The organism is Flavobacterium sp. WC2421 (genome assembly GCF_040822115.1).
Lineage (GTDB): Bacteria > Bacteroidota > Bacteroidia > Flavobacteriales > Flavobacteriaceae > Flavobacterium.
Map to the genome: position 1 here is coordinate 3,296,298 of NZ_CP162004.1, position 22,155 is coordinate 3,318,452.

The following is a 22,155-nucleotide window of genomic DNA, read 5'->3' on the forward strand; positions in this document are numbered from 1 at the left end:
AAACAATTAAATGAAAAATATATAATTACTACATTTGAGGTAATTGTAAATTAATTTCCGAAAAATGATTAAAAATAAATATATTTTAACCTTACTAATTCTAATTTCCTTTCAAATACTTTTAGCACAAAAACCTCAAAAAGTAACTTCCGCTGAAATCTATAATCAAATTGAAAAACTCAATTTCCTAGGATCTGTTCTCTACATTGCAGCACATCCTGATGATGAAAATACCCGATTAATTTCTTATTTATCAAATGAAACCAAGGCCAGAACAGGGTATCTTTCCTTAACACGTGGTGATGGAGGTCAAAATTTAATAGGCCCGCAATTAAGAGAACTATTAGGTGTAATACGTACTCAAGAATTGATAGAAGCTAGAAAAATTGATGGTGGTGAACAATTTTTCTCAAGAGCCAATGATTTTGGTTTTTCAAAAAATCCTGATGAAACATTACAAATTTGGGATAAAGAAAAAGTACTTTCCGATGTAGTTTGGGCAATTAGAAAATTCCAACCCGATGTTATCATCAATCGTTTTGACCATCGCTCACCAGGTACAACTCATGGTCATCATACCTCTTCGGCAATTTTAAGTACTGAAAGCTTTAGCCTAACTAATAATCCTAGCATATTTGCAGATCAATTAAAATTAGTAAAACCATGGCAACCCAAACGCCAGTTTTTTAATACTTCTTGGTGGTTTTATGGAAGTAAAGAAAAATTTGATGGGGCAGACAAAACCAATTTAACAACAATACAAACTGGTGTTTACTATCCAGATTTAGGGAAGTCAAATCAGGAAATTGCAGCTTTAAGTAGAAGTAGACATCAGTCACAAGGTTTTGGAAGTACTGGAAGTCGTGGAGAGGATTCTGAATATCTTGAATTGATTAATGGTGAATCCTTAAAAGATAAATCTAATATATTTGAAGGAATAGACACGAGTTGGAATCGCATTAAAGGCGGAAAACCTATCGGGGATTTAATAGCGGAAATTACGTCTAAATATGATTTTACAAATCCTTCGGCTAGTATTCCCAACTTGGTCAAAGTCTATCAAATGATCCAATCATTAGATGAAGACCATTGGAAACCGGTAAAATCAGAAGAACTGAAAAAAATTATTACAGCTTGTGCTGGCTTATATCTAGAAGCAGTTGCGACAGAGCAAGAAGCAACTCCTGGAAGTATTGTTGGTTTAAAACTGGAGGCTATAAATAGAAGTACAGTATCAATACAATTAGTAAGTGTTGAAACTTTACCAGAGCAAAAAACGATTGTTCAAAACAAAGATTTAAAAAACAACATTTTAGAAAACATAAATCTCAATTTACAATTACCTTCAACAATTGATTACACTCAGCCGTATTGGCTTAAAGAGAAAGGAACTGTAGGGATGTATACGGTAAATGATCAAAAAAATATTGGAATCCCAGATATTATTCGAGAGGTAAAAGTAATTTTCAATATGAAGATTAATGGAGTCGAAATTCCTTTTGATCGCACTGTTGTTTACAAATACAATGATAATGTAAAAGGAGAAATGTATAATTATCTAGACATTGTTCCTGCAGTTACAACAAGTATCCTTGATAAAGTGTCGCTTTTTAATACAGGAAGTCATAAAGCAATAGCTGTAAAAATTAAATCTGGAAAAGACAATATTAAAGGAGATTTGCAACTTGATTTACCTGAAAAATGGATTGTTTCTCCAACATCAATTCCATTTAATTTAGACAAAAAAGGAAACGAAAAAATTGTTTACTTTGAAGTAACTCCTCCCAAAGAACCATCTGAAGTTATTGCAAAAAGTATAGCGGTAATTGACAATAAAATTTATAATACGGACCAAGTAATAATTGACTACAGTCATATCACGAAGCAGCAAGTATTAGCGCCAGCAGAATCAAAATTTATTAAATTAGATTTAAAAATTAATAATCAAAAAATTGGATACATTATGGGCGCTGGTGATGAAGTTCCTGAGAGTTTAACTCAAATGGGATATATCGTTACCCTATTGAATCCAGATGAAATTTCCCCTGAAAAACTAGCCCCTTTTGACGTTATTATTACTGGAATCCGTGCCTATAATACCGTACAAGTATTAACAAACAAACAAAAAATTCTTTTTGATTTTGTAAAAGGAGGAAAAACAATGCTGGTACAATACAACACACCTGATTTAAATCCCGGTCTAGAAATAGCTCCTTATCCTTTAACCATGTCTCGTGATCGTGTTACTGAAGAAGATGCTACAGTAAAATTTCTAGCACCTAATCACCCCATTTTAAATTATCCAAACAAAATTAGCGCTACTGACTTCGAAGGATGGACGCAAGAGCAAGGTTTATATTACCCAAGTGAATACGATAAAGCCTTCACTCCTATCTTATCTTCAAATGACAAAGGAGAAACACCAAAAAATGGTGCATTACTAGTAGCTCCTTATGGAAAAGGATATTACATTTATACAGGTTTGAGTTTATTTAGAGAATTACCCGCAGGAGTCTCAGGAGCTTATCGATTATTGTCCAATATGATTTCATTAAAAAATCCAACAACAATTCCTGATCAGAAAATAAAACCCTAATACTATGGAGGCAAAAAAAACAAAAAATTGGAAAAAAAATTATACATGGGTGCTTATAGCAAATGCCATTTATATTTTGATCTTTTATCTAATAATGAAATTATACTCTTAAAATATGCAACTATTCGATTGGATTGTACTTATTGTAACCCTATTATTTATAGTAATTTACGGAGCTTGGAAAACCAAAGGAAGTAAAAATGTTGAAGACTTTATTCTAGGTGGTAACGAGACCCCATGGTATACTGTAGGGCTTTCGGTTATGGCTACACAAGCTAGTGCTATAACCTTTTTGTCAACTCCAGGACAGGCTTATCATGACGGTATGGGATTTATTCAGTTTTACTTTGGATTACCTATTGCTATGATCGTTATTTGCCTCACTTTTATTCCAATATATCATAAGTACAAAGTCTATACTGCTTATGAATATTTAGAAAAAAGATTTGATTTAAAAACCCGTTCATTAGCTGCAATCCTTTTCTTATTTCAAAGAGGATTAGGAACAGGACTTACCATTTATGCACCTGCTATCATCTTGTCAGCAATATTAGGCTGGAATCTTACTTATATGAACATTGTTATTGGTGTTCTAGTAATTATATATACATTTTCGGGAGGAACTAAAGCGGTAAATGTAACCCAGAAACAACAAATGTTTGTGATTATGTCAGGGATGTTCATTACCTTTTTTCTCATATTGCATTTTTTACCAAACGAAATGACTTTTAGTAATGCCTTGCATATTGCTGGTGCAAATGATAAAATGAATATTGTAAATTTCTCTACTGATCCCGAGGAAAAATATACTTTTTGGAGTGGAATAACGGGAGGATTTTTCTTGGCATTAGCATATTTTGGAACAGATCAATCACAGGTAGGACGTTATTTATCAGGAAAATCAGTCCGAGAAAGTCAGATGGGATTGATTATGAATGGCCTTTTAAAAGTTCCAATGCAGTTCTTTATTTTGTTAACTGGAGTAATGGTTTTTGTCTTTTTTCAATTCAATCCAGTTCCTTTAAACTTCAATCCTAATAATAAAATAACGATTGAAAAATCACAATACAAAGAAGAATATCATGGTTTAGAAAAACAATTGGATGCACTATCAGAAGATAAAAAAGTAATCAATCTATTATATATTGACCAACTCAACCAAGATTATGACAATCCAATTCTTAGAAAGGAATTAATAGCCTTATCCTCGAAGGAAAAAGATTTAAGAGAAAGAGCTAAAGAGATAATTTTAAAAGCGGATAGCCATAGTGAAACGAATGATAAAGATTATGTATTCTTTCATTTCATTCTAAATTATTTACCAAAAGGGCTTATCGGGTTATTACTAGCAGTTATTATATCAGCAGCTATGTCTTCTACCGCATCGGGATTAAATGCATTAGCATCCACAACAGCTATAGATATATACAAGCGTAACCTAAAAGAAGAAAAATCAGAAAAGCATTATCTAAATGCCACTAAGTTCTTCACTTTATTATGGGGTATCATCGCTATTCTTTTTGCTTGCATAGGGACCTTATTTGAAAATTTAATACAGTTGGTAAACATAATAGGCTCCATATTCTATGGTACAGTATTAGGGATATTCCTTGTAGGTTTCTATATTAAACATGTACAAGCCAAAGCAATATTTTATAGCGCTTTAGTAAGTCAAATGACAATTTTTATAATTTATTATTTTGCCATTCATGTGTATCCAAGTGGCGAGGCCAAATTAGGATATTTATGGCTTAACTTTATTGGAGCTATGTTGACTATAATTCTGTCATCATTACTGCAATGGACTGTTTGTAGAAATTCTAAAAAGTAAATTCAGTTATTTCTTTACAAAATGAGAATTGAATATATTCACCAAAGCATTAGGGTTAAATGATTTTAAAAGTATTTTTCCATCTTTATCTAATAAAAAGAAATTTGGATTTGAATAGGCATTAAAATCTACTAAATATTGTTTTTCATCGTCAGTGTTTTTTAAGTTAATCCAGTCTGTCAATTTATTGTCAGTGATAAATTTAATCCACTGACTTTCATCACTGTCATTTAATACCGATACAACTTGAATCTTTCTGTCTTTAAAATAAGCTTTAAATTGATCAAAATAGTTTTTAACTAAAGGTACAGTTTCCATACAATGATGACATGTAGGGCTAAAGAAAACCAAATACGTAAGCTCATTTTGTGCATATATATTAGACAGATTGAATTTTTGACCATTTTGATCTTCCATACTGAAATCAGGAATTTTAGATAACCTAGGTAAGACTTTATTGGTGCTAATTAATGCTTTTAAACCACTTTTTTCCTGATCCGTTAACACATCACAGGTTACTCCGTCTATATATTTTTTAGAAAAATATTCTAACGTTTGTTCTAAATTTTCGTCATCAAAATAATATAAATTAGACATAATCCATTTAGAAAAAATGCCGTAAGCACCTGTTTTACAATTCATACCATCAAACAAAATATCTAAATCCTTTGAATAGTTTTCATTATTTAGAGGTAGCACTCTAATGTACGTGTATAGTAACGTATAGACATTAGGCATCAATATCAATTGCTTATCATTTTTATTTATAAAACTGAAAAATGAATCTCGGTATTTGTATTTTGAAGCTAAATCATCTGGTTTTTTCTCAGCAATTTTATTTTCAATTTTTAAATACAAACTTAGAGATGAATTGGGATACTTAGCAATTATTGATTTACCTAATGCTATTTTTTGATCTACTGTAAGGGTCTTAGAATTGATTTTTTTCTGGTAGTCCAGAAAGTCGATAGTACTATTAGAATACAAACATTTTACATTTGCTATCGCTTTCTCATTCAATTCTAATCCTATTCTATCACCGTTATCTATTGACAGCTCTACATATTCTGTAGGCTTAGATTGAAGCATTAATTTATAAATAACTCCAATAATTTTATTTTTTTTTGTAAAAACAACTTTCTGTTTCGGGGACTTGACAGTAATGCTATCTAGAATAATATCTTGTTTTTTAATACCATAAGTATAGCATAACAGTATTTTTTCATTTACAAGATTCTCTGTATCAATTGTTACAACATACCCGTTTGAGTCTGTATTGACAATAGCTTTCTTAACTACTTGCGAAAAAACTGGATTAATACAACAAAGACTTATAACAATGAAGAAAGATTTTAACGTAGAATACATTACCTAGACTTTATATTTTAAGTCAAATTATGTGACTTAATTACTGATTTCAAAAACAAATATGTTCATGCTTAAAGCAGAATAATTTAATTACTTACTCCAATCAGAAATACTGTCTTTATTCATTTTAACGTAATCTTGATTCCCCGCTTTTTCAGCTGCAACTAAAGATAATTTTGCCGTTTCAATTGCTCCTTTTTTATCACCTTGTTTCGCTTGAATCAATGATTTTAGACGCAAATAGAAGAATGGTTTTTCAGTGCTTAGTTCTAACGCTTTATCCATATAAGTTCTAGACTTTACAATGTCACCGTTCGATTGAAAAAGGTATTGAGCTGATGTAAAATAATCACCTGCGTTAGGCCCTGCTAAAGCTTTTTCTATACTTGCAGTAGCGATTTTTTGTGTAGGCACTTCAAATTTTAAAGCAGCATAAGAATTTTCCCAATACATTTCTAAATACCCATAATTAGTATCTAAACCGCTAAGTCCAATAGTGAAAGTCTCCGCTGCTTTTGGCATAGATTCTTCTTTTACAGTTGTTCTTAATGCTACATTTGCTTCATTAAATTCTTGTGGAGTTCCCCAGTTATCTGTAGTTGAATAAAAAATCACATCCCAGTTTTGGCTACTTGGAACTGTATATAATGCGTATTTTCCCTTTTTCAACGTTTTTCCGTCAATTACAACATCATCACTAAAAGATACTGTTGTGTTTTCATTAGCACCTGTTCTCCATAATTTACCAAAAGGAACTAAATTACCAAAAACAGCTCTACCACGAGCCGAAGGTCTTGAATATACAATCTCAACATTTGTCAATCCAACCATTTGGTTTATCGTAGCTTTAGGGCTTTGTTGTGGAGTTTGTACTTGTGCCTCAATTGTAAATTGAGTAATGATAATAGCTAAAGCAATCAGTATTTTTTTCATATTTAATAAATTATGTTTTTTCAAATTTACAAATTCAGGCATTTGTAAATGTTAATTATTCCTTAATTCCATTTTTATATTGTGAAACAGTCTCAAAGTTAATATCTGAAAAATGATTGATGATCACATCAGCTTCTGATAGATCTTGATCTTTGGAGTGAAAACTATTGTAAGCAACACAAAATATTCCAGCAGCTTTTGCTGCTTTTATTCCATTTGTGCTGTCCTCTATCACAATACAATTATCTTTAGGAGCTACAGATAATGAAGCAGCATGCTCAAAAATAGCAGGATGCGGTTTGGATTTTGGGAAATCTTCCCCACTTACAATATGCGTAAAATAATCATGCAATTTGAATCGGTTAAAAACGCGTTCTATTGTTACTTTTGAAGCCGAAGAGGCTAAAATTAATTGCATCCCCTTTTGATGAAAATCTTTAATTAAGTTTTCTACACCTACTAATAATTCTAAATCTTCCTTTTTATCAAAAGCGTCATTAAAAATAGTGCGTTTTCTCTGAATCATATCTTCAACATCATTTTCAAGCTGAAAAATATCTTTTACTTTTTGAAATGTATTTCTAGTCGAATTTCCTGTAAATGAGGTAAACATTTCTTCGGTGACATCAATTTGCAATTCTCCAAATTGCTGAAAATAAGCATAACGGTGTACCGGTTCTGTGTCTACAATTACACCATCCATGTCAAAAATTACAGTTTGTATCATTTTATAAGTTTATTTTTTTAGTTCTAATTTCTTAAAACAGCATATTATTTTTTAAGCAAATAACGAATCACAGTTTCTGCAGCATATAACCCAAATAATCCTGGCATATAACTGTTTGTTCCATAAAATGATTTTTTATAATTAGAACCATCTGTCATTTTTAAACTTTCTTCATCTTGAATTTCTGAAGAGAAAACGACTTTTAGCTTGTCTATTTTATGTTCTTTTAATCGTCTTCGAATGGTTTTAGCCAAAAAACAATTTTCTGTATTATTAATATCAGCTACCTTCACTTTTGCCGCTTCCATTTTTCCACCGGCACCCATACTAGAAATAATTTTAACTCTTTTTCGCTTGGCGCCAATTATTAAATTTAGTTTTGGTGTTACGCTATCAATACAATCCAAAACGTAATCAAACTCATCAGAAACAATTTCAAATGCGCGCTCTGGTGAAAGGAATTCCTGTACACGTGTCAATTGTAGTTCCGGATTAATATCCATCAATCGATCGCCTACAATAGTGATTTTCGGTAGCCCTACAGTAGAATGTAGTGCCGGTAATTGCCTGTTTATATTTGTAATGTCTACAACATCTCCATCCACAATAGTCATCTTTCCTACTCCTGCTCTTGCTAAAAACTCAGCCGCAAAAGACCCAACACCACCCAGTCCCACGACCAAAATGTTAGCATTTTGTAATTTATTTAATCCTTCTTTTTTAAATAAAAGTTCCGCTCGTTCTGTCCACTCTGCCATTGTTTTTTGTTTAAAGTTTAAGGTTTAAAGTTCAAAAAACTTCACCTTTTGAATATTAGTTATCTTAAATCAAGTCTGTTTTAAAAACAACTTGAACATTATTTTTTATTGTTTGTTGCAATTCGGCTGCCGTGCATCTTTTATATTTTGCCGCCAACGCATATACTTCATCAATTGTTTCTACTACTGTATCTGTTTCTAAAAAAAAACGATCGCTAGGTGTAGAACTAAAAACAGTTTCTAATTCAGGATTTCGCAATAAATATTTCCCAAAAGAAATATAAAACCCATTATCGATTAATATCTTGGCCACTTTTGCATTTTTGGAAAAACCATGAATAATCATGGGAACCGAAATATGCAAGCGTTTTTTGGTCTCTATTACTTCTTGAAAAGCAGCTACACAATGAAGTACAACTGGTTTCTTGTATTCTTGAGCTAAAAGCAATTGTTTTTCGAAAACCGTTTGTTGCAATTTCATTGGAATTTCAATTCGTTTATCAAGTCCACATTCGCCAATAGCAAGGCAATTGGGCTCTTGTAATTTACTTTCAATAATTTCTAAATCGGATTCAAGACGCTGTTCGTTAATAAACCAAGGATGAATTCCTATGGAATAAAATGGAATATTGGCATCAAATTCCCAAGGATATTGATTGACCAACTCCAACACATTTGGATTATTAGTCGAATTATGAATATGTAAATTAAAAAAATCCATTAGTCGTGAAATTTTTTGACTCCTGCTTTTATCTCTATATTCAGGTCGTTTTCCAAAGGCACTTTTGGACAAGAATATTTATGACTATAGGCACAATATGGATTGTATGATGTATTAAAATCAATTGCGATTGTATTGCCTTTTGGTGTTTTTAAATCAATGTACTTCCCTCCTATATAACTCTCATTTCCACAAGTTAAATCTGAAAATGGTAAAAACAAATAGTCTTTGTATTTTTTTTGTTTTGATAACTCAATATTCTTGTAAATATTAAGTTTCATCTTTTTACCGTCGATGGTAAAATGTGCTTCACCATATTTTACATAAACTGGTTTCCTATCTGTTGACGTTTTCATCTCGAAAGGTTTCTCATTATCAGTTCTAATAAATTGAGCGATAACAGCGTATTTTTTATCAATAGGATAAAAGTCTAAAGTTTTAAAAACAGCTAAATCTTCAGCCATCAAAGGACTCGTTTTTGCATCAGCATATTCACTATTGATTTCCTTTTGAAATTTTTCAGCGTCACTACTATCATATTTTTCTTGGGCAAAACCAAAATTTAACTGAAGCAGTATTACTAAGGATAAAAACTTTTTCATTTTTTTTTGTTTCAGCAAAAATAGTTTAAAAGTTACAAAGGGACAAAGACTCTAAGTTACAAAGTTTTCTACCTTTGTAAAAATTTACTATTTAATAATGCTAATAACCGCTTTTCAACGTTACATCAATAATTTCAAGGGATTTTCAAGAGAAATTTGGATTCTTACACTCATCACGTTTATCAATAGAGCGGGAACGATGGTATTGCCCTTTTTATCTAAATATTTAAAGGAAGACTTACAGTTTTCGTATGGTGAAGTAGGTTGGATTATGGTCGCATTTGGTCTGGGTTCCATGTTGGGTTCTTGGCTCGGAGGAAAACTATCTGACAAAATTGGCTTTTATAAAGTAATGGTTTTTAGTTTATTTAGTAGTGGTGTTTTCTTTTTTGCGCTCCAATATATTACCAGTTTTTGGGGATTGTGCTTTGGAATGTTTAGCATTATGACTTTGGCTGATATGTTCCGACCAGCGATGTTTGTTTCATTAGGTGCTTATGCAAAACCCGAAAATAGAACACGCTCTTTAACATTAGTTCGATTGGCTGTAAATCTAGGTTTTGCAGCTGGCCCCGCTTTGGGTGGTTTGATTATCATGGGAATTGGATATCAAGGTTTGTTTTGGGTTGATGGTAGTTCCTGCATTGTGGCGATTTTGATTTTTGCTCTTTTGGTAAAAGAAAAGAAAAAATCCTCACACCATGACCCACATGCCACCATACTGGAGGCCGCTTCCGTATTTAAGGATACCATTTTCTGGATTTTTCTATTTGTTAGCTTTGTCACGGCAATGATTTTCTTTCAATTATTCACCACTTTACCTTTATATCATAGTGAAAAATTTGGTTTGAGTGAATTGCAAACCGGTTTATTGATGACCTTAAATGGTTTATTGATTTTTGCATTAGAAATGCCTTTTGTGGGTTATTTTGAAAGAAAAAAAGTGCAGAAACTCAAAATTATTCTTTGGGGAGCATCAATAATGGCAGCTAGTTTTTATTTATTACTCATCAATGTTTGGGCAGGAATACTTATAATTGCCATGATTATGATGTCTATTGGTGAAATATTTGCTTTTCCGTTTTCGAATACTTTTGCGATGAGTAGGGCACCTAAAGGACATGAAGGGCGTTATATGGCATTGTATACCATGAGCTTTAGTTTAGCTCATATTGTGAGTTCTAAAGTTGGACTTGAAATTATTGCTCGATTTGGTTACCAAGTAAATTGGTTCGTTATGGGAACTTTTGGTATTTCGGCAGTTTTATGTTGTATTTGGATCCAAAAACTGCTAAAATTAGAAAATAAACTAGCCTGAATCTAAGTTTTCCTACAGAACTCCTATTCAATATATCGCGTTAAAATTGATGAAAATTAACTGATTACCAATATTTTACTTTTTTATAACTATAAAAATAGTTTTATAACTGCAATTTTAGTTGTAAAACTAAAAAAATAGTTGTAAGTTTGAATTGCGTTAAGGATAGTAGGCGATATCCTCGTAGTGAAACGAAGAGATAAAGCCGAATAGCCTGCCCCCGCTTTTTTTGCGGGGAACGCCCAAATAAAACTTGAGCTATGCAAAAACTGACAAACAAAGAAGAAGAGATCATGCACATTTTATGGAAGCTAAAAAAAGCGTTTGTAAAAGAAGTCATGGAAGAAATCACAATTGATCCACCACATTATAACACTTTATCGACTATTATACGGAATCTAGAAGAGAAAGGATATGTATCGTATCATGCTTATGGAAAAACTCATCAATACTTTCCTATTGTTACTATTGAAGAGTACCGAAAAAAATTTATGAATACCGCTATTGATAATTATTTTAATAGTTCCTATAAAAACATGGTTTCCTTTTTTGCCAAGGAGGAAAAAATTTCGGCAGCGGAGTTGCGAGAGATTCTGGAAATGATTGAAAATAAAAAATAAAGGTATGGAAACGCTATTTATTTATCTCATCAAATCCAGTGGATTACTTGCGTTGTTTTTTGTAAGCTACCATTTTATGTTGCGAAAGGAAACTTTTTTTACCAGTAATCGTTGGTTTTTATTAAGTGGATTAATTACGTCCGTGGTTTTACCTCTTGTAATTTTTACAAAAATAATTTGGGTGGAGCCTGTTGTAACAAATACAAATTGGTCCAATATTCCTGCATCGAATTATATAGAAGAAAAATCATTTGAAGACTATTTACCAATACTAACTATTTTAACTTACAGTCTTGGGATACTTTTATTGCTAGCCAAATTTGCCTATGATTTTTATAGTTTACAAAGGGTCTTAAAAGGAAAATCGACTCAACAACAGGCTGATTTTAAACTTATTGACATAAAAGAAAATCTAGCACCATTTTCATACTTTAATACTATTGTTTACAATTCGGCATTATACAGCCCTATCGAGTTAGAAAATATTTTAGAGCATGAAAAAATTCATAGTGAACAACACCATACTGTTGACGTTCTGATTTCGAGATTGTTTTGTATTGTTTTTTGGTTCAATCCATTTATTTGGTTGTATAAAAAAGCGATTTTGCAAAACCTTGAATTCATTGCTGACAGTGAAGCATTAAAAAAAATATCAGACAAAAAAGCCTATCAAATCACGCTTCTAAAAATAACAACACAGGAAAATTGTGTTGCCATTACCAATCATTTTTATCAATCATTAATCAAAAAACGAATCGTTATGTTAAACAAAAATCAATCAAAAAAAAGGAATTCTTGGAAGTACTTATCAATACTTCCTGCTCTAGTTGCCTTTGTATTTCTATTTCAAATTGAAGTAGTTGCACAGGAAAAAGTAAAAGAAACAATGACTACGGTAAAAGAAAGTCCAGATAACGACTTAAAAACTGAACTTAGCCAAAGTAGCCCTGACCCCATCAAAAAAACGAGAACTGTCACCGTGCACTCTACAAAAGATGGCGATAATGAAAAAGTAAAAACTATCTATATTGATGGTAAAGAAGCAAGTCAAGCTGACTTAGACGCATTAGATCCCAGTGTAATTAAGACTATGGACGTTAATAAAAATGACGAAAAATCAACCATTAAAATAATCACTAAAAATAGTAATGGTATTCCAAATGACACCGAAATTTTTATAAACGGAAAAAAAATGAGTAAAAAGGAATTAGATGAATTGGATTCAAAAGATATTGAAACAATGGATGTAAGAAAATCTAATGCTACGAATTCTAACAAAAATACAATTAGAATAATTACTAAAACAAGAACTCAATATTCTGACAATAAAGACATTCCAACTCCTCCAACTCCTCCAACTCCACCTACTTTTAATTTTAAAGCTCCAAAAGCCCCTAATTTTCCCAAGGCTCCAAAGGCTCCGAAAGGAGATCCAATCACAGGAGATAAAAAAGCTTGGAAAGACTTTGATATAAAAATGGAAGAGTTCAACAAAAAAATGGAAGCCATAGCACCCGAAATGGAAGCATTTGACAAAAAAATGGCAGAGTTTGATAAACAAATGGAACCTTTTAATGCTCAAATGGAAATTTTTGAAAAAAAAATGAAAGTGTTCGAAAAGCAAATGGAAGAATACGAAGTCAAGCTAAATGAAAATAAATAGAAATTATAAATCATTGAAGACGGTCAATATCAAGACCGTCTTTTTTTATATCTTTGAAAAAAATAAATCCAACTATGTTTAAAATAGTAGCTCAACTCAACAAACTTATCCTACCCAGTTTTACGAAGCAAAGATTAGATTTGGCCAAAGCCAAAAAATGGCAAATGGCAATTATTGGATTTAGATATTATGTAACTACAAGAGCATTAGACTAGTGCAAATAACATGAAATAAATTTTAATTTTATTTTAAAATTGACTTGCAAAACTAATAAGATTGCTTATATTTGCACCCGCATTAAGGCCTCGTGGCGCAACTGAATAGCGCACTTGATTACGGCTCAAGAGGTTACTGGTTTGAATCCAGTCGAGGTCACAAAAAAACGCAATTATCTACTTATTTGATAATTGCGTTTTTGCTTTTATATAATTCACACCAGAACCAAATGCCAGAATACAACCTTGATTTACAATACAATGATATCACCTACGGTGTAGAAGATGTCAATTTCAAGGAATTTGAATCTTGCACATTTACAAATTGTGATTTCTCACAATGCAATTTTATAGCGGTTACCTTTATCGATTGTAGTTTTAACAATTGTAATTTTAATACCTCAAAAATAAACCATGTTGCTTTGCGAACCGTTTATTTTAATAATTGTAAAGTAAAGGAAGTTAACTTTGCTATGTGTGACAAACTAATTTTTGAAATCCATTTTAAAGACTGTATTCTTGACTTTTCTAAATTTTATACCCTAAAGTTAAAAGGAACTACTTTTACGAATTGTAACCTTGTAGCAGTCGATTTTATGAGTGCCGACCTGACCGAAGTACAATTCAATAATTGTGATTTATATCGAGCCGAATTTGAGAAGGCGAATGCCAACAAAGCTAATTTTAGAAGTAGTTATAATTACACTATTGATCCCACCAAAACGAAGTTAAAAAAGGCTATTTTCTCTCTAACTACCGTAAAAGGACTTTTGCATAAACACGATATTGTTGTGGTATAATTACAATTGTTTCTCCATTTTGTAATCTTCCATTAAGTAACCATGACCAATTTCTATATCTTCTTCCCCGACTATTGTAAAACCCATTTTTTGATAAAAAGTGCAGGCATTATTAAATCTATTTACATTTAGAGAAATACAATTAGAATCATTTTCAGTAGCATAAGAGGCTACTACATCAATTAAAGCTCTTCCTGCTCCTTTACCTTGTGCTTCTGGAAGTAAATATATTTTATGCAAACGAGTTTCTTTTTTACCCAAATAATTATGCTCATAGGACGCAAAACCAAGACAAGTAACGTCGTCATAAACCAATATAAAATGATGCATTTTATTGATCATATTATCCGATAAAGTCTCTTCAGAATAAAAAGCAGATAACATAAAGTCTAATTGTTCTTTAGACAAGATTTTACCATACACATCTGGCCAAGTAGCGTATGCTATATCTTTAATTAGTTTTAAATCTTTAGAAGTAGCATTAGAAATCGTAATCATAGTTTATGTTGTAAATAAAATTATTAATTTGAAAAAACTCTGTTTTCCTGTTCACTCACTCTAATAAAAGTGGTTCTTTTAGTCAATTCTTTTAACCTTGAAGCGCCAACATACGTACATGCACTTCGCAATCCTCCAAGAATATCCAATAAAGTATTGGCTACATTTCCCTTAAAAGCCACCTCAACGGTCTTTCCTTCACTTGCTCTATATTCAGCCACACCACCAACATGCTTGTCCATTGCTGTTGTAGAACTCATTCCATAAAACTTTTTGAATGGCTGTCCGTTAATATCAATTAGTTCTCCACCACTTTCTGTATGTCCTGCCAGCATTCCTCCAAGCATAACAAAATCGGATCCTGCGCCAAAAGCTTTGGCTATATCTCCAGGAGTAGAACAACCTCCATCACTTATGATGTGTCCTCCTAAACCATGAGCCGCATCCGCACATTCAATAATTGCTGACAGCTGTGGATATCCAACACCTGTTTTCACTCGAGTCGTACATACTGATCCTGGACCAATACCTACTTTAATAATATCTGCTCCCGCTAATAACAACTCTTCAACCATTTCGCCAGTAACTACATTTCCTGCAATAATTACTTTGTCAGGATATTGCTTGCGGGTTTGTTTCAAGAAATTTACAAAATGCTCCGAATAGCCATTGGCTACATCAATACAAATAAATTTAAGTAATGGGTTTGCTTGTAGTATTTCGGCAATTTTTTTAGAATCATTTTTACCTGTTCCTGTACTTATAGCAATGTATTCATAAAATTCTGGTGCAACTTCTTTTAAAAAAGTAGTCCATTCATCAACAGTATAATGTTTGTGAATAGCCGTAAATAATTTTTCTTTGGCTAATGCACTTGCCATTTCAAATGTACCGACCGTATCCATATTTGCAGCCATAATGGGAATCCCATTCCAAGTAGCCGTACTATGTAAAAATTTAAATTCTCGTTCTAAAGAAACCTGAGATCTACTTTTTAGTGTAGAACGTTTGGGTCTTATCATTACATCTTTGAAACCTAGCTTAAGATCCATTTCTATTCTCATAATTTTCTTTTTTATAAAAAATTAAACTTTCTTGGGTATAAAAATAGAAAATTCAGAGCCTACATTAGGTTCTGATACTACTTTTATAAATCCATCGTGATTTTCAACTATTCGCTTGCATATTGCTAAACCAAGTCCCGTTCCAGAGTACTTCGAACCAGTTTCTAAACGTTGAAATAAAATAAATATTTTTTCGGCATATTCTTGTTTAAACCCAATTCCATTATCCTTTATTACTATTTTATAATAATCTTCATTAGTAATAATTTCATTATTATATACCTCATTTTCATCAATTTCTCCAGAAAAGATTGATATTATAGGCGCTACATCTTCTTGACTGTATTTAAGTGAATTAGATATTAAATTTATAAAAAGTTGTTCCATCTGAAATGAAATCACTTTAACAGTAGGCAAATTTTCTACATTTATTTCTGCTTTTTTATCTTCAATATCCGAAGATAAATCATCCACAACCTGTAGAACTAATTCTTTTAAATTTGTCTCTTCAAAAACTTTATCACCTTTAATTGTTCTGGAGTAATTTACCAAGTCGATTAGCAAGGTTTGCATTTTATTAGCCGAAGTTCTAATTTTAGAAAAGTATACTTTCCCTTGGTCAGATATTGCACCTAACTCTTTAGATTCAATTCTGGAAATAAACATTTGAATTTTATGAAGAGGTTCCTGTAAGTCATGACTCACAATATTATTAAAAGACTCTAATTCTTCATTGATGTTTTTTAATTCTTTATTATTTTCCTCTAATTCAATTGTTTTTTTAAATTGATCAGTCATATCATAATTGACACCTGTTTTAACCATTTCGCCTTTACCATTCTTGGTAAAACTACCTACTGACATTACGTATCTTAAATCACCATTTGGTAATACAAAACGGAACATCAATGAAGTAGGTTTATAGGTCTTTAATGAATCCAAATGCATTTGGGTTACATAATCGACATCTTCCGGATGAATATATTTTGAAATGTTCTCTAAACTAGGAGTAAATGATTGTGGCTCTAAACCCAACAGACGAAAGAAATTGTCAGATAATGTATAGGTATTTCTCTCTAAATTAATCTTCCAATGACCAAAACCAGCAATTTTCTCCGCTTCATTAAAAGAACGATTTAAAAACTGTAATTCATCATTGGTTTTCTTCAGTTCATAAATATCAACATTCATTTTATTAAAGGACAATAGCAAAATCAATAGTGAAAGAATAACCAGTAAAAAAGCACTTATTATAGAATCTTGCAATTCAAACTGATGATTGTCATTATGGATTTTAACTTTATCCCCCTCAGCGTTTATTGTTTTATAAACGAAGTTTTTCATGGACTCCGTAAAATTATTGCTTTCTTGAAGCTTTGCGTTTAATACTTTACTATCTGGATTACTACTTTTTGCTAAAAGTAGCGTTTCTCTGAAAAGTGCAAATCGAAAATCAATTAGTTCTTTGAGCCTTTTAACATCTTTAACTCGAGCTGGATTATTAACTACTAATTTATTAATGCGTTTAAAATTAGACTCAATTTCCCCTTTTCTCAAAAATCTATTTTCTAAATAAGACTCATCCTTAGTGATAATATAACTTCTAAGATTAGCTTCATAAATACTAATAACAGACAAGACTTTTTCTAATTCTAATTGCGTTTCGGTAGCATTTGCAATTAAATTAACAGAAGAGTCTAAGCTACGCATTTGAGTATAAAAAACCGAAGCTATATAAACCACCACCGCTATAGCAATACCTAATGCTATTTTGAAGACTTGTGAGTTTTTATACAGTTTTATTAACTTCATGGTTTTGCTTCTTATATGCTAAAGAAAAAAGTTTCTTTATTTAATCCTGAAGAATGAAATTGCCAATTGATATTTAAAACCTCTTTAATTACTTTTTTAAGTTTAGTAAAGTCATTTGGTTTTTTGATGTAAATATTTGCCCCTTCAATAAAAGTTTCTTCAATATCTTTTTCTGATGATGAAGTGGAATATATAGCAATGGATACCTCCTTAAATCTAATATCCGATCGTATCTCTTTTAAACATTCAAATCCCGATTTACGTGGCATATTTAAATCTAAAAAAAGTAAATGCGGCAAAATAATATCTGGATTTGCTAGATATTCCATTAGATCTTTACCATCATTAAATAAAGTTAACTTATTATTCATTTTAAGTTCCATCATTGCATCACTAAAAAATGTGCGATCATCTTCATCATCATCAGCAATCAAAATACGCATTGAATCTTTATGTGAAATCATATTATTGGGGTGTTTTTTATTTATTAATGGGATAAATTTCGTCTTTTATCTACAATCCTTTTAAATGCAGATGGAGTCAATCCTGTAACTTTTTTAAATTGACTTGATAAGTAAGCTACACTACTATAGTTTAATTTATACGAGACCTCCGTTAAGGTCAATTGATCTTCAATAATTAACTTTTTGGCTCTTTCTATTTTTTGGATAATAATGAAATTTTCTATCGAAGAATACGTGTTTTCAGAAAAAATATTAGTTAAATATCCATAACTAAAATTTAGTTTATCCGATAAATATTGAGAAATAGTTACCGCTGGTAATTTATCATTCTCATAAATCATTTCAACAATAGTATCTTTTATCCTTTGAATGAGCTGACTTTTTTCATTATTGACAATAAAAATAGAATATCGATTTAATGAATCTTGAAGTTCAGCAAAACATTCATCCGAAACACTATCACTAATCTCAATTTCTCCTAAATCTAGCAGCTTGTGTTTTATATCTAATCGTTCTAATTGTTCTTGTAAAATTACTCTACAAGCAACGATTCCATCATATTTTATATAGAGTTTCATTTAGGCTACAATTTAATTTTTTTGAACATTCAAGTGATAAATATATATTAAAAATAATAATTGGAGAAAAAAACATACTCATTAAACAAAAAATATATTTTTTTATTATTACAAATAATTGATTCTAAATTGTTTCTCCTTTATAGATGAAACAATTTAAAACGCCTTTTTTATCCATGAATTGTTTCGCCTTTACCATAATTCGCAATAACCGAAGCTTCAAAGTCAATCCATTCTCTCCAGCGCTTCTCTACATCAATTCCCGTACCATATTTTCGAGCATAAGTAATAAATGTAGTATAATGCCCCGCTTCACTTTCCATTAAATCTCTGTAGAATACCGATAATTCTTCATCTTGAATGTTTTCTGAAAGCACTTTAAAACGTTCACAACTTCTTGCTTCAATCATAGCGGAAAACAATAATCGTTCTACCAAACTAGAAACTCTACTACCATTTCCGCTTTTCTTCATATATAAGTACAATTCATTTACATAATCATCTTTGCGTTCACGTCCTAGCTTCAATCCTCTTTTGATAATGATGTTATGTACCATGTCAAAATGTTCAATTTCTTCTTTGGCTAAAGCCAATAAGTCCTTAACCAAATCTTGATGCTCTGAATTATTGGTAATGATTGTTATTGCATTTGTGGCTGCTTTTTGCTCACACCAAGCATGATCTGTCAAGATTTCTTCAATATTTTTCTCCACTATATTGACCCATCTTGGATCTGTTGGCAATTGTAACCGTAATACACCCATTTTTCTTTTGTTTAAGGTTTAAAAAAATGTTTAAAGTTTAAAGTTAAGTAAATAACAAAAAAAGTTTAAAGTTTTGCAATGATTTTAGGCAATCACAAAACTTTAAACTTTAAACTTGAAACTTGAAACTATAAAATTAAAAAACGAAGATCGCTCTTTCGCTCATCATTTCGTTCACTTCATTTGCTACTTCTTCGATGATAGCTTCATTAGTATGGTTCATTAATACTTTATCAATTAAAGCAACAATTGTTTCCATATCTTCTTCTACTAATCCACGAGTTGTAATTGCTGGAGTACCTACACGAATTCCTGAAGTGACAAATGGTGATTTATCATCAAATGGAACCATGTTTTTATTTACTGTGATTTCTGCTTTTACTAATGCATTTTCAGCATCTTTACCAGAAATATTTTTATTTCTTAAATCGATTAACATCATGTGGTTATCCGTTCCTCCAGAAATGATATTGTATCCTCTTTTTACAAAAGCATCTGCCATAGCATTTGCATTTTTCTTTAATTGCATTGCATAAGTAAAGAATTCATCTTGTAATGCTTCTCCAAATGCAACCGCTTTAGCAGCGATAATGTGCATTAACGGTCCTCCTTGATTTCCAGGGAAAACAGCTAAATCTAATAATGATGACATCATTCTGATTTCTCCTTTTGGTGTAGTTAATCCCATTGGGTTTTCAAAATCTTTACCCATCAAGATTAATCCTCCTCTAGGTCCACGTAATGTTTTATGTGTTGTAGTTGATACAATATGACAATGAGGAATTGGGTCATTCAACAATCCTTTAGCGATAAGACCTGCAGGATGAGAGATATCAGCAAATAGAATTGCTCCTACACTATCAGCAATTACTCTAAAACGCTCAAAATCCATATCACGTGAATAAGCCGAAGCTCCTGCGATAATTAATTTTGGTTGCTCTTTAGTAGCAATTTCTTGAATTTTATCATAATCTAAACGTCCTGTCTCAGCATCCACTCCGTAAAATACAGGAGAATATAAACGTCCTGAGAAGTTTACTGGTGATCCATGAGTTAAATGCCCACCATGCGATAAGTCAAAACCTAAGATTTTGTCACCAGGCTTCAAACAAGCATGATAAACCGCAGTATTTGCTTGTGAACCAGAGTGTGGTTGTACATTTGCATAAACGGCTCCAAACAATTCTTTAGCTCTATCAATAGCGATTTGTTCAATTACATCTACTACTTCACAACCACCGTAATATCTTTTACCAGGATAACCCTCAGCATATTTATTAGTTAATACAGATCCAGCTGCTTCCATTACTTCGTCACTTACAAAGTTCTCTGAGGCAATAAGTTCTAATCCGTGTATTTGTCTTTCTTGTTCTTCTAGAATAAGGTCAAAAATTTGTTCGTCGCGTTGCATTTCTTTGATTTTAGTTAATTTGAAGCAAAAATACAAAAAAACGTTTGCTAAACTGCTAGATTATGATATATTTGAACTATAATTTTCAACAAAACAATTAACATATTATGCCGATATCAGCCAACGATACTAACAGAAAATCATGGATTGAAGTCCCTGAAAATAGTGACTTTCCTCTTCAGAATATTCCTTTTGGAGTTTTTCTTACCAAAGAAAATGTTGTTACAGTAGGAACTCGAATAGGTGATCATGCAATTGACTTAGGTGCTTTACAACAACTAAATTACTTTGCAGGTATTGAATTAACTGATGATATGTTCATGCAAGACACGTTGAACGACTTTATCTCTGATGGTAAAAAAACATGGAGATTGGTTCGTAATCGTATTGCTGACATTTTTGACAGCACAAATCCAAAACTACGAGACGACCAAAAACATAGAGACATTGTAATTTTTAATATAGCCGATGTAGAAATGCAATTACCAGTTCTTATTGGTGACTATACTGACTTCTATTCTAGCAAAGAACACGCAACAAATGTAGGAAAAATGTTTCGCGATCCTGAAAATGCTTTATTACCAAACTGGCTTCATATACCTGTAGGATACCATGGTAGAAGTTCTACTATTGTACCTTCCGGGATTCCTGTTCACAGACCTATGGGACAAACATTACCAGCTGGTGAAACCACTCCTGTATTTGGTCCTTCTCGTTTAATTGATTTTGAATTGGAAACTGCCTTCATCACTACTGATGCAAATATAATGGGAGAAATTATTCCTATCAACGAAGCCGAAGACTATATCTTCGGAATGGTTTTATTAAATGATTGGAGTGCCCGTGACATTCAAAAATGGGAATACGTACCGTTAGGTCCTTTCTTAGCAAAGAACTTTGCTTCGTCAATATCACCTTGGATTGTAACTATGGATGCATTAGAACCATTTAGAGTTCCTGGACCAAAACAAAATCCAAGTCCGCTACCCTATCTACTACAAAAAGGAAAACACTCTTTTGATATCAATTTACAAGTAGCTATTCAACCTGAAAATGCTGAACCAACAGTTGTGAGTAACTCTAACTTTAAATACATGTATTGGACTATGAACCAACAATTAGCGCATCATACTTCAAACGGTTGTCGCGTTAATTCTGGTGATATGATGGGGTCAGGAACTATTTCTGGACCTACTCCAGATAGTTACGGCTCTATGCTTGAATTGACTTGGGGAGGTAAAAATCCTATCACGTTAAATGATGGTACGGAGCGTAAATTCATCAATGACAACGATACAGTAATCATGAAAGGATTCTGTAAAAACGGACAAGTACGTATTGGTTTTGGAGAAGTTTCTTCAAAATTATTACCGCCGTTTGTACGAAAATAAAAAAACATAAAAGTATAAAAA

Annotated in this window: 21 protein-coding genes and 1 tRNA gene; 9 read left to right on the forward strand and 13 right to left on the reverse strand. The window is 31.8% G+C overall.

Annotated elements, in window-relative coordinates; all coding sequences use genetic code 11:
- Nucleotides 1-64: 64 nt before the first annotated feature.
- Together AB3G33_RS14045 and AB3G33_RS14050 are read left to right on the forward strand one after the other, a co-directional pair.
- Complete coding sequence (locus tag AB3G33_RS14045) at nt 65-2,596, forward strand: PIG-L family deacetylase (RefSeq protein WP_367770647.1); 2,532 nt, start codon at nt 65-67, stop codon at nt 2,594-2,596.
- Between the two features lie 115 nt (nt 2,597-2,711).
- Nucleotides 2,712-4,427, forward strand: a complete 1,716-nt coding sequence (locus AB3G33_RS14050) for a sodium:solute symporter (protein ID WP_367770649.1) — start codon at nt 2,712-2,714, stop codon at nt 4,425-4,427.
- Nucleotides 4,428-4,433: 6 nt separating this feature from the next.
- Here AB3G33_RS14050 and AB3G33_RS14055 read toward each other — a convergent pair whose 3' ends face one another.
- The 6 genes from AB3G33_RS14055 to AB3G33_RS14080 form a co-directional block, all read right to left on the reverse strand.
- Nucleotides 4,434-5,795 carry a TlpA family protein disulfide reductase gene (locus AB3G33_RS14055; RefSeq protein ID WP_367770651.1) on the reverse strand — a complete coding sequence of 454 codons (1,362 nt, stop codon included), beginning with the start codon at nt 5,793-5,795 and terminating at the stop codon, nt 4,434-4,436.
- A gap of 90 nt (nt 5,796-5,885) precedes the next feature.
- Entirely contained in the window at nt 5,886-6,728 is an 843-nt protein-coding gene (locus tag AB3G33_RS14060; RefSeq protein WP_367770654.1) for a DUF2911 domain-containing protein, read from the reverse strand.
- 55 nt (nt 6,729-6,783) lie between these two features.
- A complete protein-coding gene (locus AB3G33_RS14065; RefSeq protein ID WP_367770657.1) occupies nt 6,784-7,455 on the reverse strand; it encodes an HAD family hydrolase in 672 nt (223 codons plus the stop codon).
- A 44-nt stretch (nt 7,456-7,499) separates the two neighbouring features.
- On the reverse strand, nt 7,500-8,213 hold the full coding sequence (locus AB3G33_RS14070; protein ID WP_367753735.1) for a ThiF family adenylyltransferase: 714 nt from the start codon (nt 8,211-8,213) through the stop codon (nt 7,500-7,502).
- A gap of 64 nt (nt 8,214-8,277) precedes the next feature.
- Nucleotides 8,278-8,934: a TatD family hydrolase gene (locus tag AB3G33_RS14075; RefSeq protein ID WP_367770660.1), complete on the reverse strand. Its 657-nt coding sequence runs from the start codon at nt 8,932-8,934 to the stop codon at nt 8,278-8,280.
- Nucleotides 8,934-9,536 (reverse strand): DUF1684 domain-containing protein, encoded by a 603-nt coding sequence (locus AB3G33_RS14080; RefSeq protein ID WP_367770664.1) that lies wholly within the window; start codon nt 9,534-9,536, stop codon nt 8,934-8,936. The genes AB3G33_RS14075 and AB3G33_RS14080 overlap by 1 nt, the downstream gene beginning before the upstream one ends.
- Nucleotides 9,537-9,633: 97 nt before the next feature.
- Between AB3G33_RS14080 and AB3G33_RS14085 the strand changes: the two genes are divergently transcribed.
- From AB3G33_RS14085 to AB3G33_RS14110, 6 genes are all read left to right on the forward strand, one after another.
- Nucleotides 9,634-10,854, forward strand: a complete 1,221-nt coding sequence (locus tag AB3G33_RS14085) for an MDR family MFS transporter (RefSeq protein ID WP_367770667.1) — start codon at nt 9,634-9,636, stop codon at nt 10,852-10,854.
- A 260-nt stretch (nt 10,855-11,114) separates the two neighbouring features.
- Nucleotides 11,115-11,474, forward strand: coding sequence for a BlaI/MecI/CopY family transcriptional regulator (locus tag AB3G33_RS14090; protein WP_367770669.1), 360 nt, complete (start codon nt 11,115-11,117; stop codon nt 11,472-11,474).
- 4 nt (nt 11,475-11,478) lie between these two features.
- Nucleotides 11,479-13,137, forward strand: coding sequence for a M56 family metallopeptidase (locus AB3G33_RS14095; protein WP_367770672.1), 1,659 nt, complete (start codon nt 11,479-11,481; stop codon nt 13,135-13,137).
- Nucleotides 13,138-13,211: 74 nt separating this feature from the next.
- Nucleotides 13,212-13,352 (forward strand): SsrA-binding protein, encoded by a 141-nt coding sequence (locus tag AB3G33_RS14100; protein ID WP_367770674.1) that lies wholly within the window; start codon nt 13,212-13,214, stop codon nt 13,350-13,352.
- Nucleotides 13,353-13,438: 86 nt separating this feature from the next.
- Nucleotides 13,439-13,512 (forward strand) — tRNA-Arg (locus AB3G33_RS14105).
- 70 nt (nt 13,513-13,582) lie between these two features.
- The gene (locus tag AB3G33_RS14110) at nt 13,583-14,152 is read left to right on the forward strand and encodes a pentapeptide repeat-containing protein (protein WP_367770677.1); all 570 of its coding nucleotides are present in this window, start codon (nt 13,583-13,585) and stop codon (nt 14,150-14,152) included.
- Here the strand turns inward: AB3G33_RS14110 and AB3G33_RS14115 are convergent, their stop codons facing one another.
- The 7 genes from AB3G33_RS14115 to glyA all read right to left on the reverse strand — a co-directional run bounded on the left by AB3G33_RS14115 (nt 14,153) and on the right by glyA (nt 20,743).
- On the reverse strand, nt 14,153-14,650 hold the full coding sequence (locus AB3G33_RS14115) for a GNAT family N-acetyltransferase (RefSeq protein WP_367770680.1): 498 nt from the start codon (nt 14,648-14,650) through the stop codon (nt 14,153-14,155). It lies immediately after the preceding gene.
- 23 nt (nt 14,651-14,673) lie between these two features.
- The gene (locus AB3G33_RS14120; protein WP_367770682.1) at nt 14,674-15,714 is read right to left on the reverse strand and encodes a GMP reductase; all 1,041 of its coding nucleotides are present in this window, start codon (nt 15,712-15,714) and stop codon (nt 14,674-14,676) included.
- Between the two features lie 21 nt (nt 15,715-15,735).
- Nucleotides 15,736-17,526, reverse strand: coding sequence for an ATP-binding protein (locus AB3G33_RS14125; protein WP_367770685.1), 1,791 nt, complete (start codon nt 17,524-17,526; stop codon nt 15,736-15,738).
- Between the two features lie 11 nt (nt 17,527-17,537).
- A complete protein-coding gene (locus tag AB3G33_RS14130) occupies nt 17,538-17,990 on the reverse strand; it encodes a response regulator (protein ID WP_367753881.1) in 453 nt (150 codons plus the stop codon).
- Between the two features lie 23 nt (nt 17,991-18,013).
- The gene (locus tag AB3G33_RS14135) at nt 18,014-18,568 is read right to left on the reverse strand and encodes a helix-turn-helix domain-containing protein (RefSeq protein WP_367770688.1); all 555 of its coding nucleotides are present in this window, start codon (nt 18,566-18,568) and stop codon (nt 18,014-18,016) included.
- A gap of 170 nt (nt 18,569-18,738) precedes the next feature.
- On the reverse strand, nt 18,739-19,332 hold the full coding sequence (locus AB3G33_RS14140; RefSeq protein WP_367753885.1) for a tRNA-(ms[2]io[6]A)-hydroxylase: 594 nt from the start codon (nt 19,330-19,332) through the stop codon (nt 18,739-18,741).
- Nucleotides 19,333-19,468: 136 nt separating this feature from the next.
- Nucleotides 19,469-20,743, reverse strand: coding sequence for a serine hydroxymethyltransferase (gene glyA, locus AB3G33_RS14145; protein ID WP_367753887.1), 1,275 nt, complete (start codon nt 20,741-20,743; stop codon nt 19,469-19,471).
- 107 nt (nt 20,744-20,850) lie between these two features.
- On the opposite strand from glyA, the gene fahA reads away from it, so the two are divergent.
- Nucleotides 20,851-22,134 carry a fumarylacetoacetase gene (gene fahA, locus AB3G33_RS14150; RefSeq protein WP_367770690.1) on the forward strand — a complete coding sequence of 428 codons (1,284 nt, stop codon included), beginning with the start codon at nt 20,851-20,853 and terminating at the stop codon, nt 22,132-22,134.
- Nucleotides 22,135-22,155: the final 21 nt, after the last annotated feature.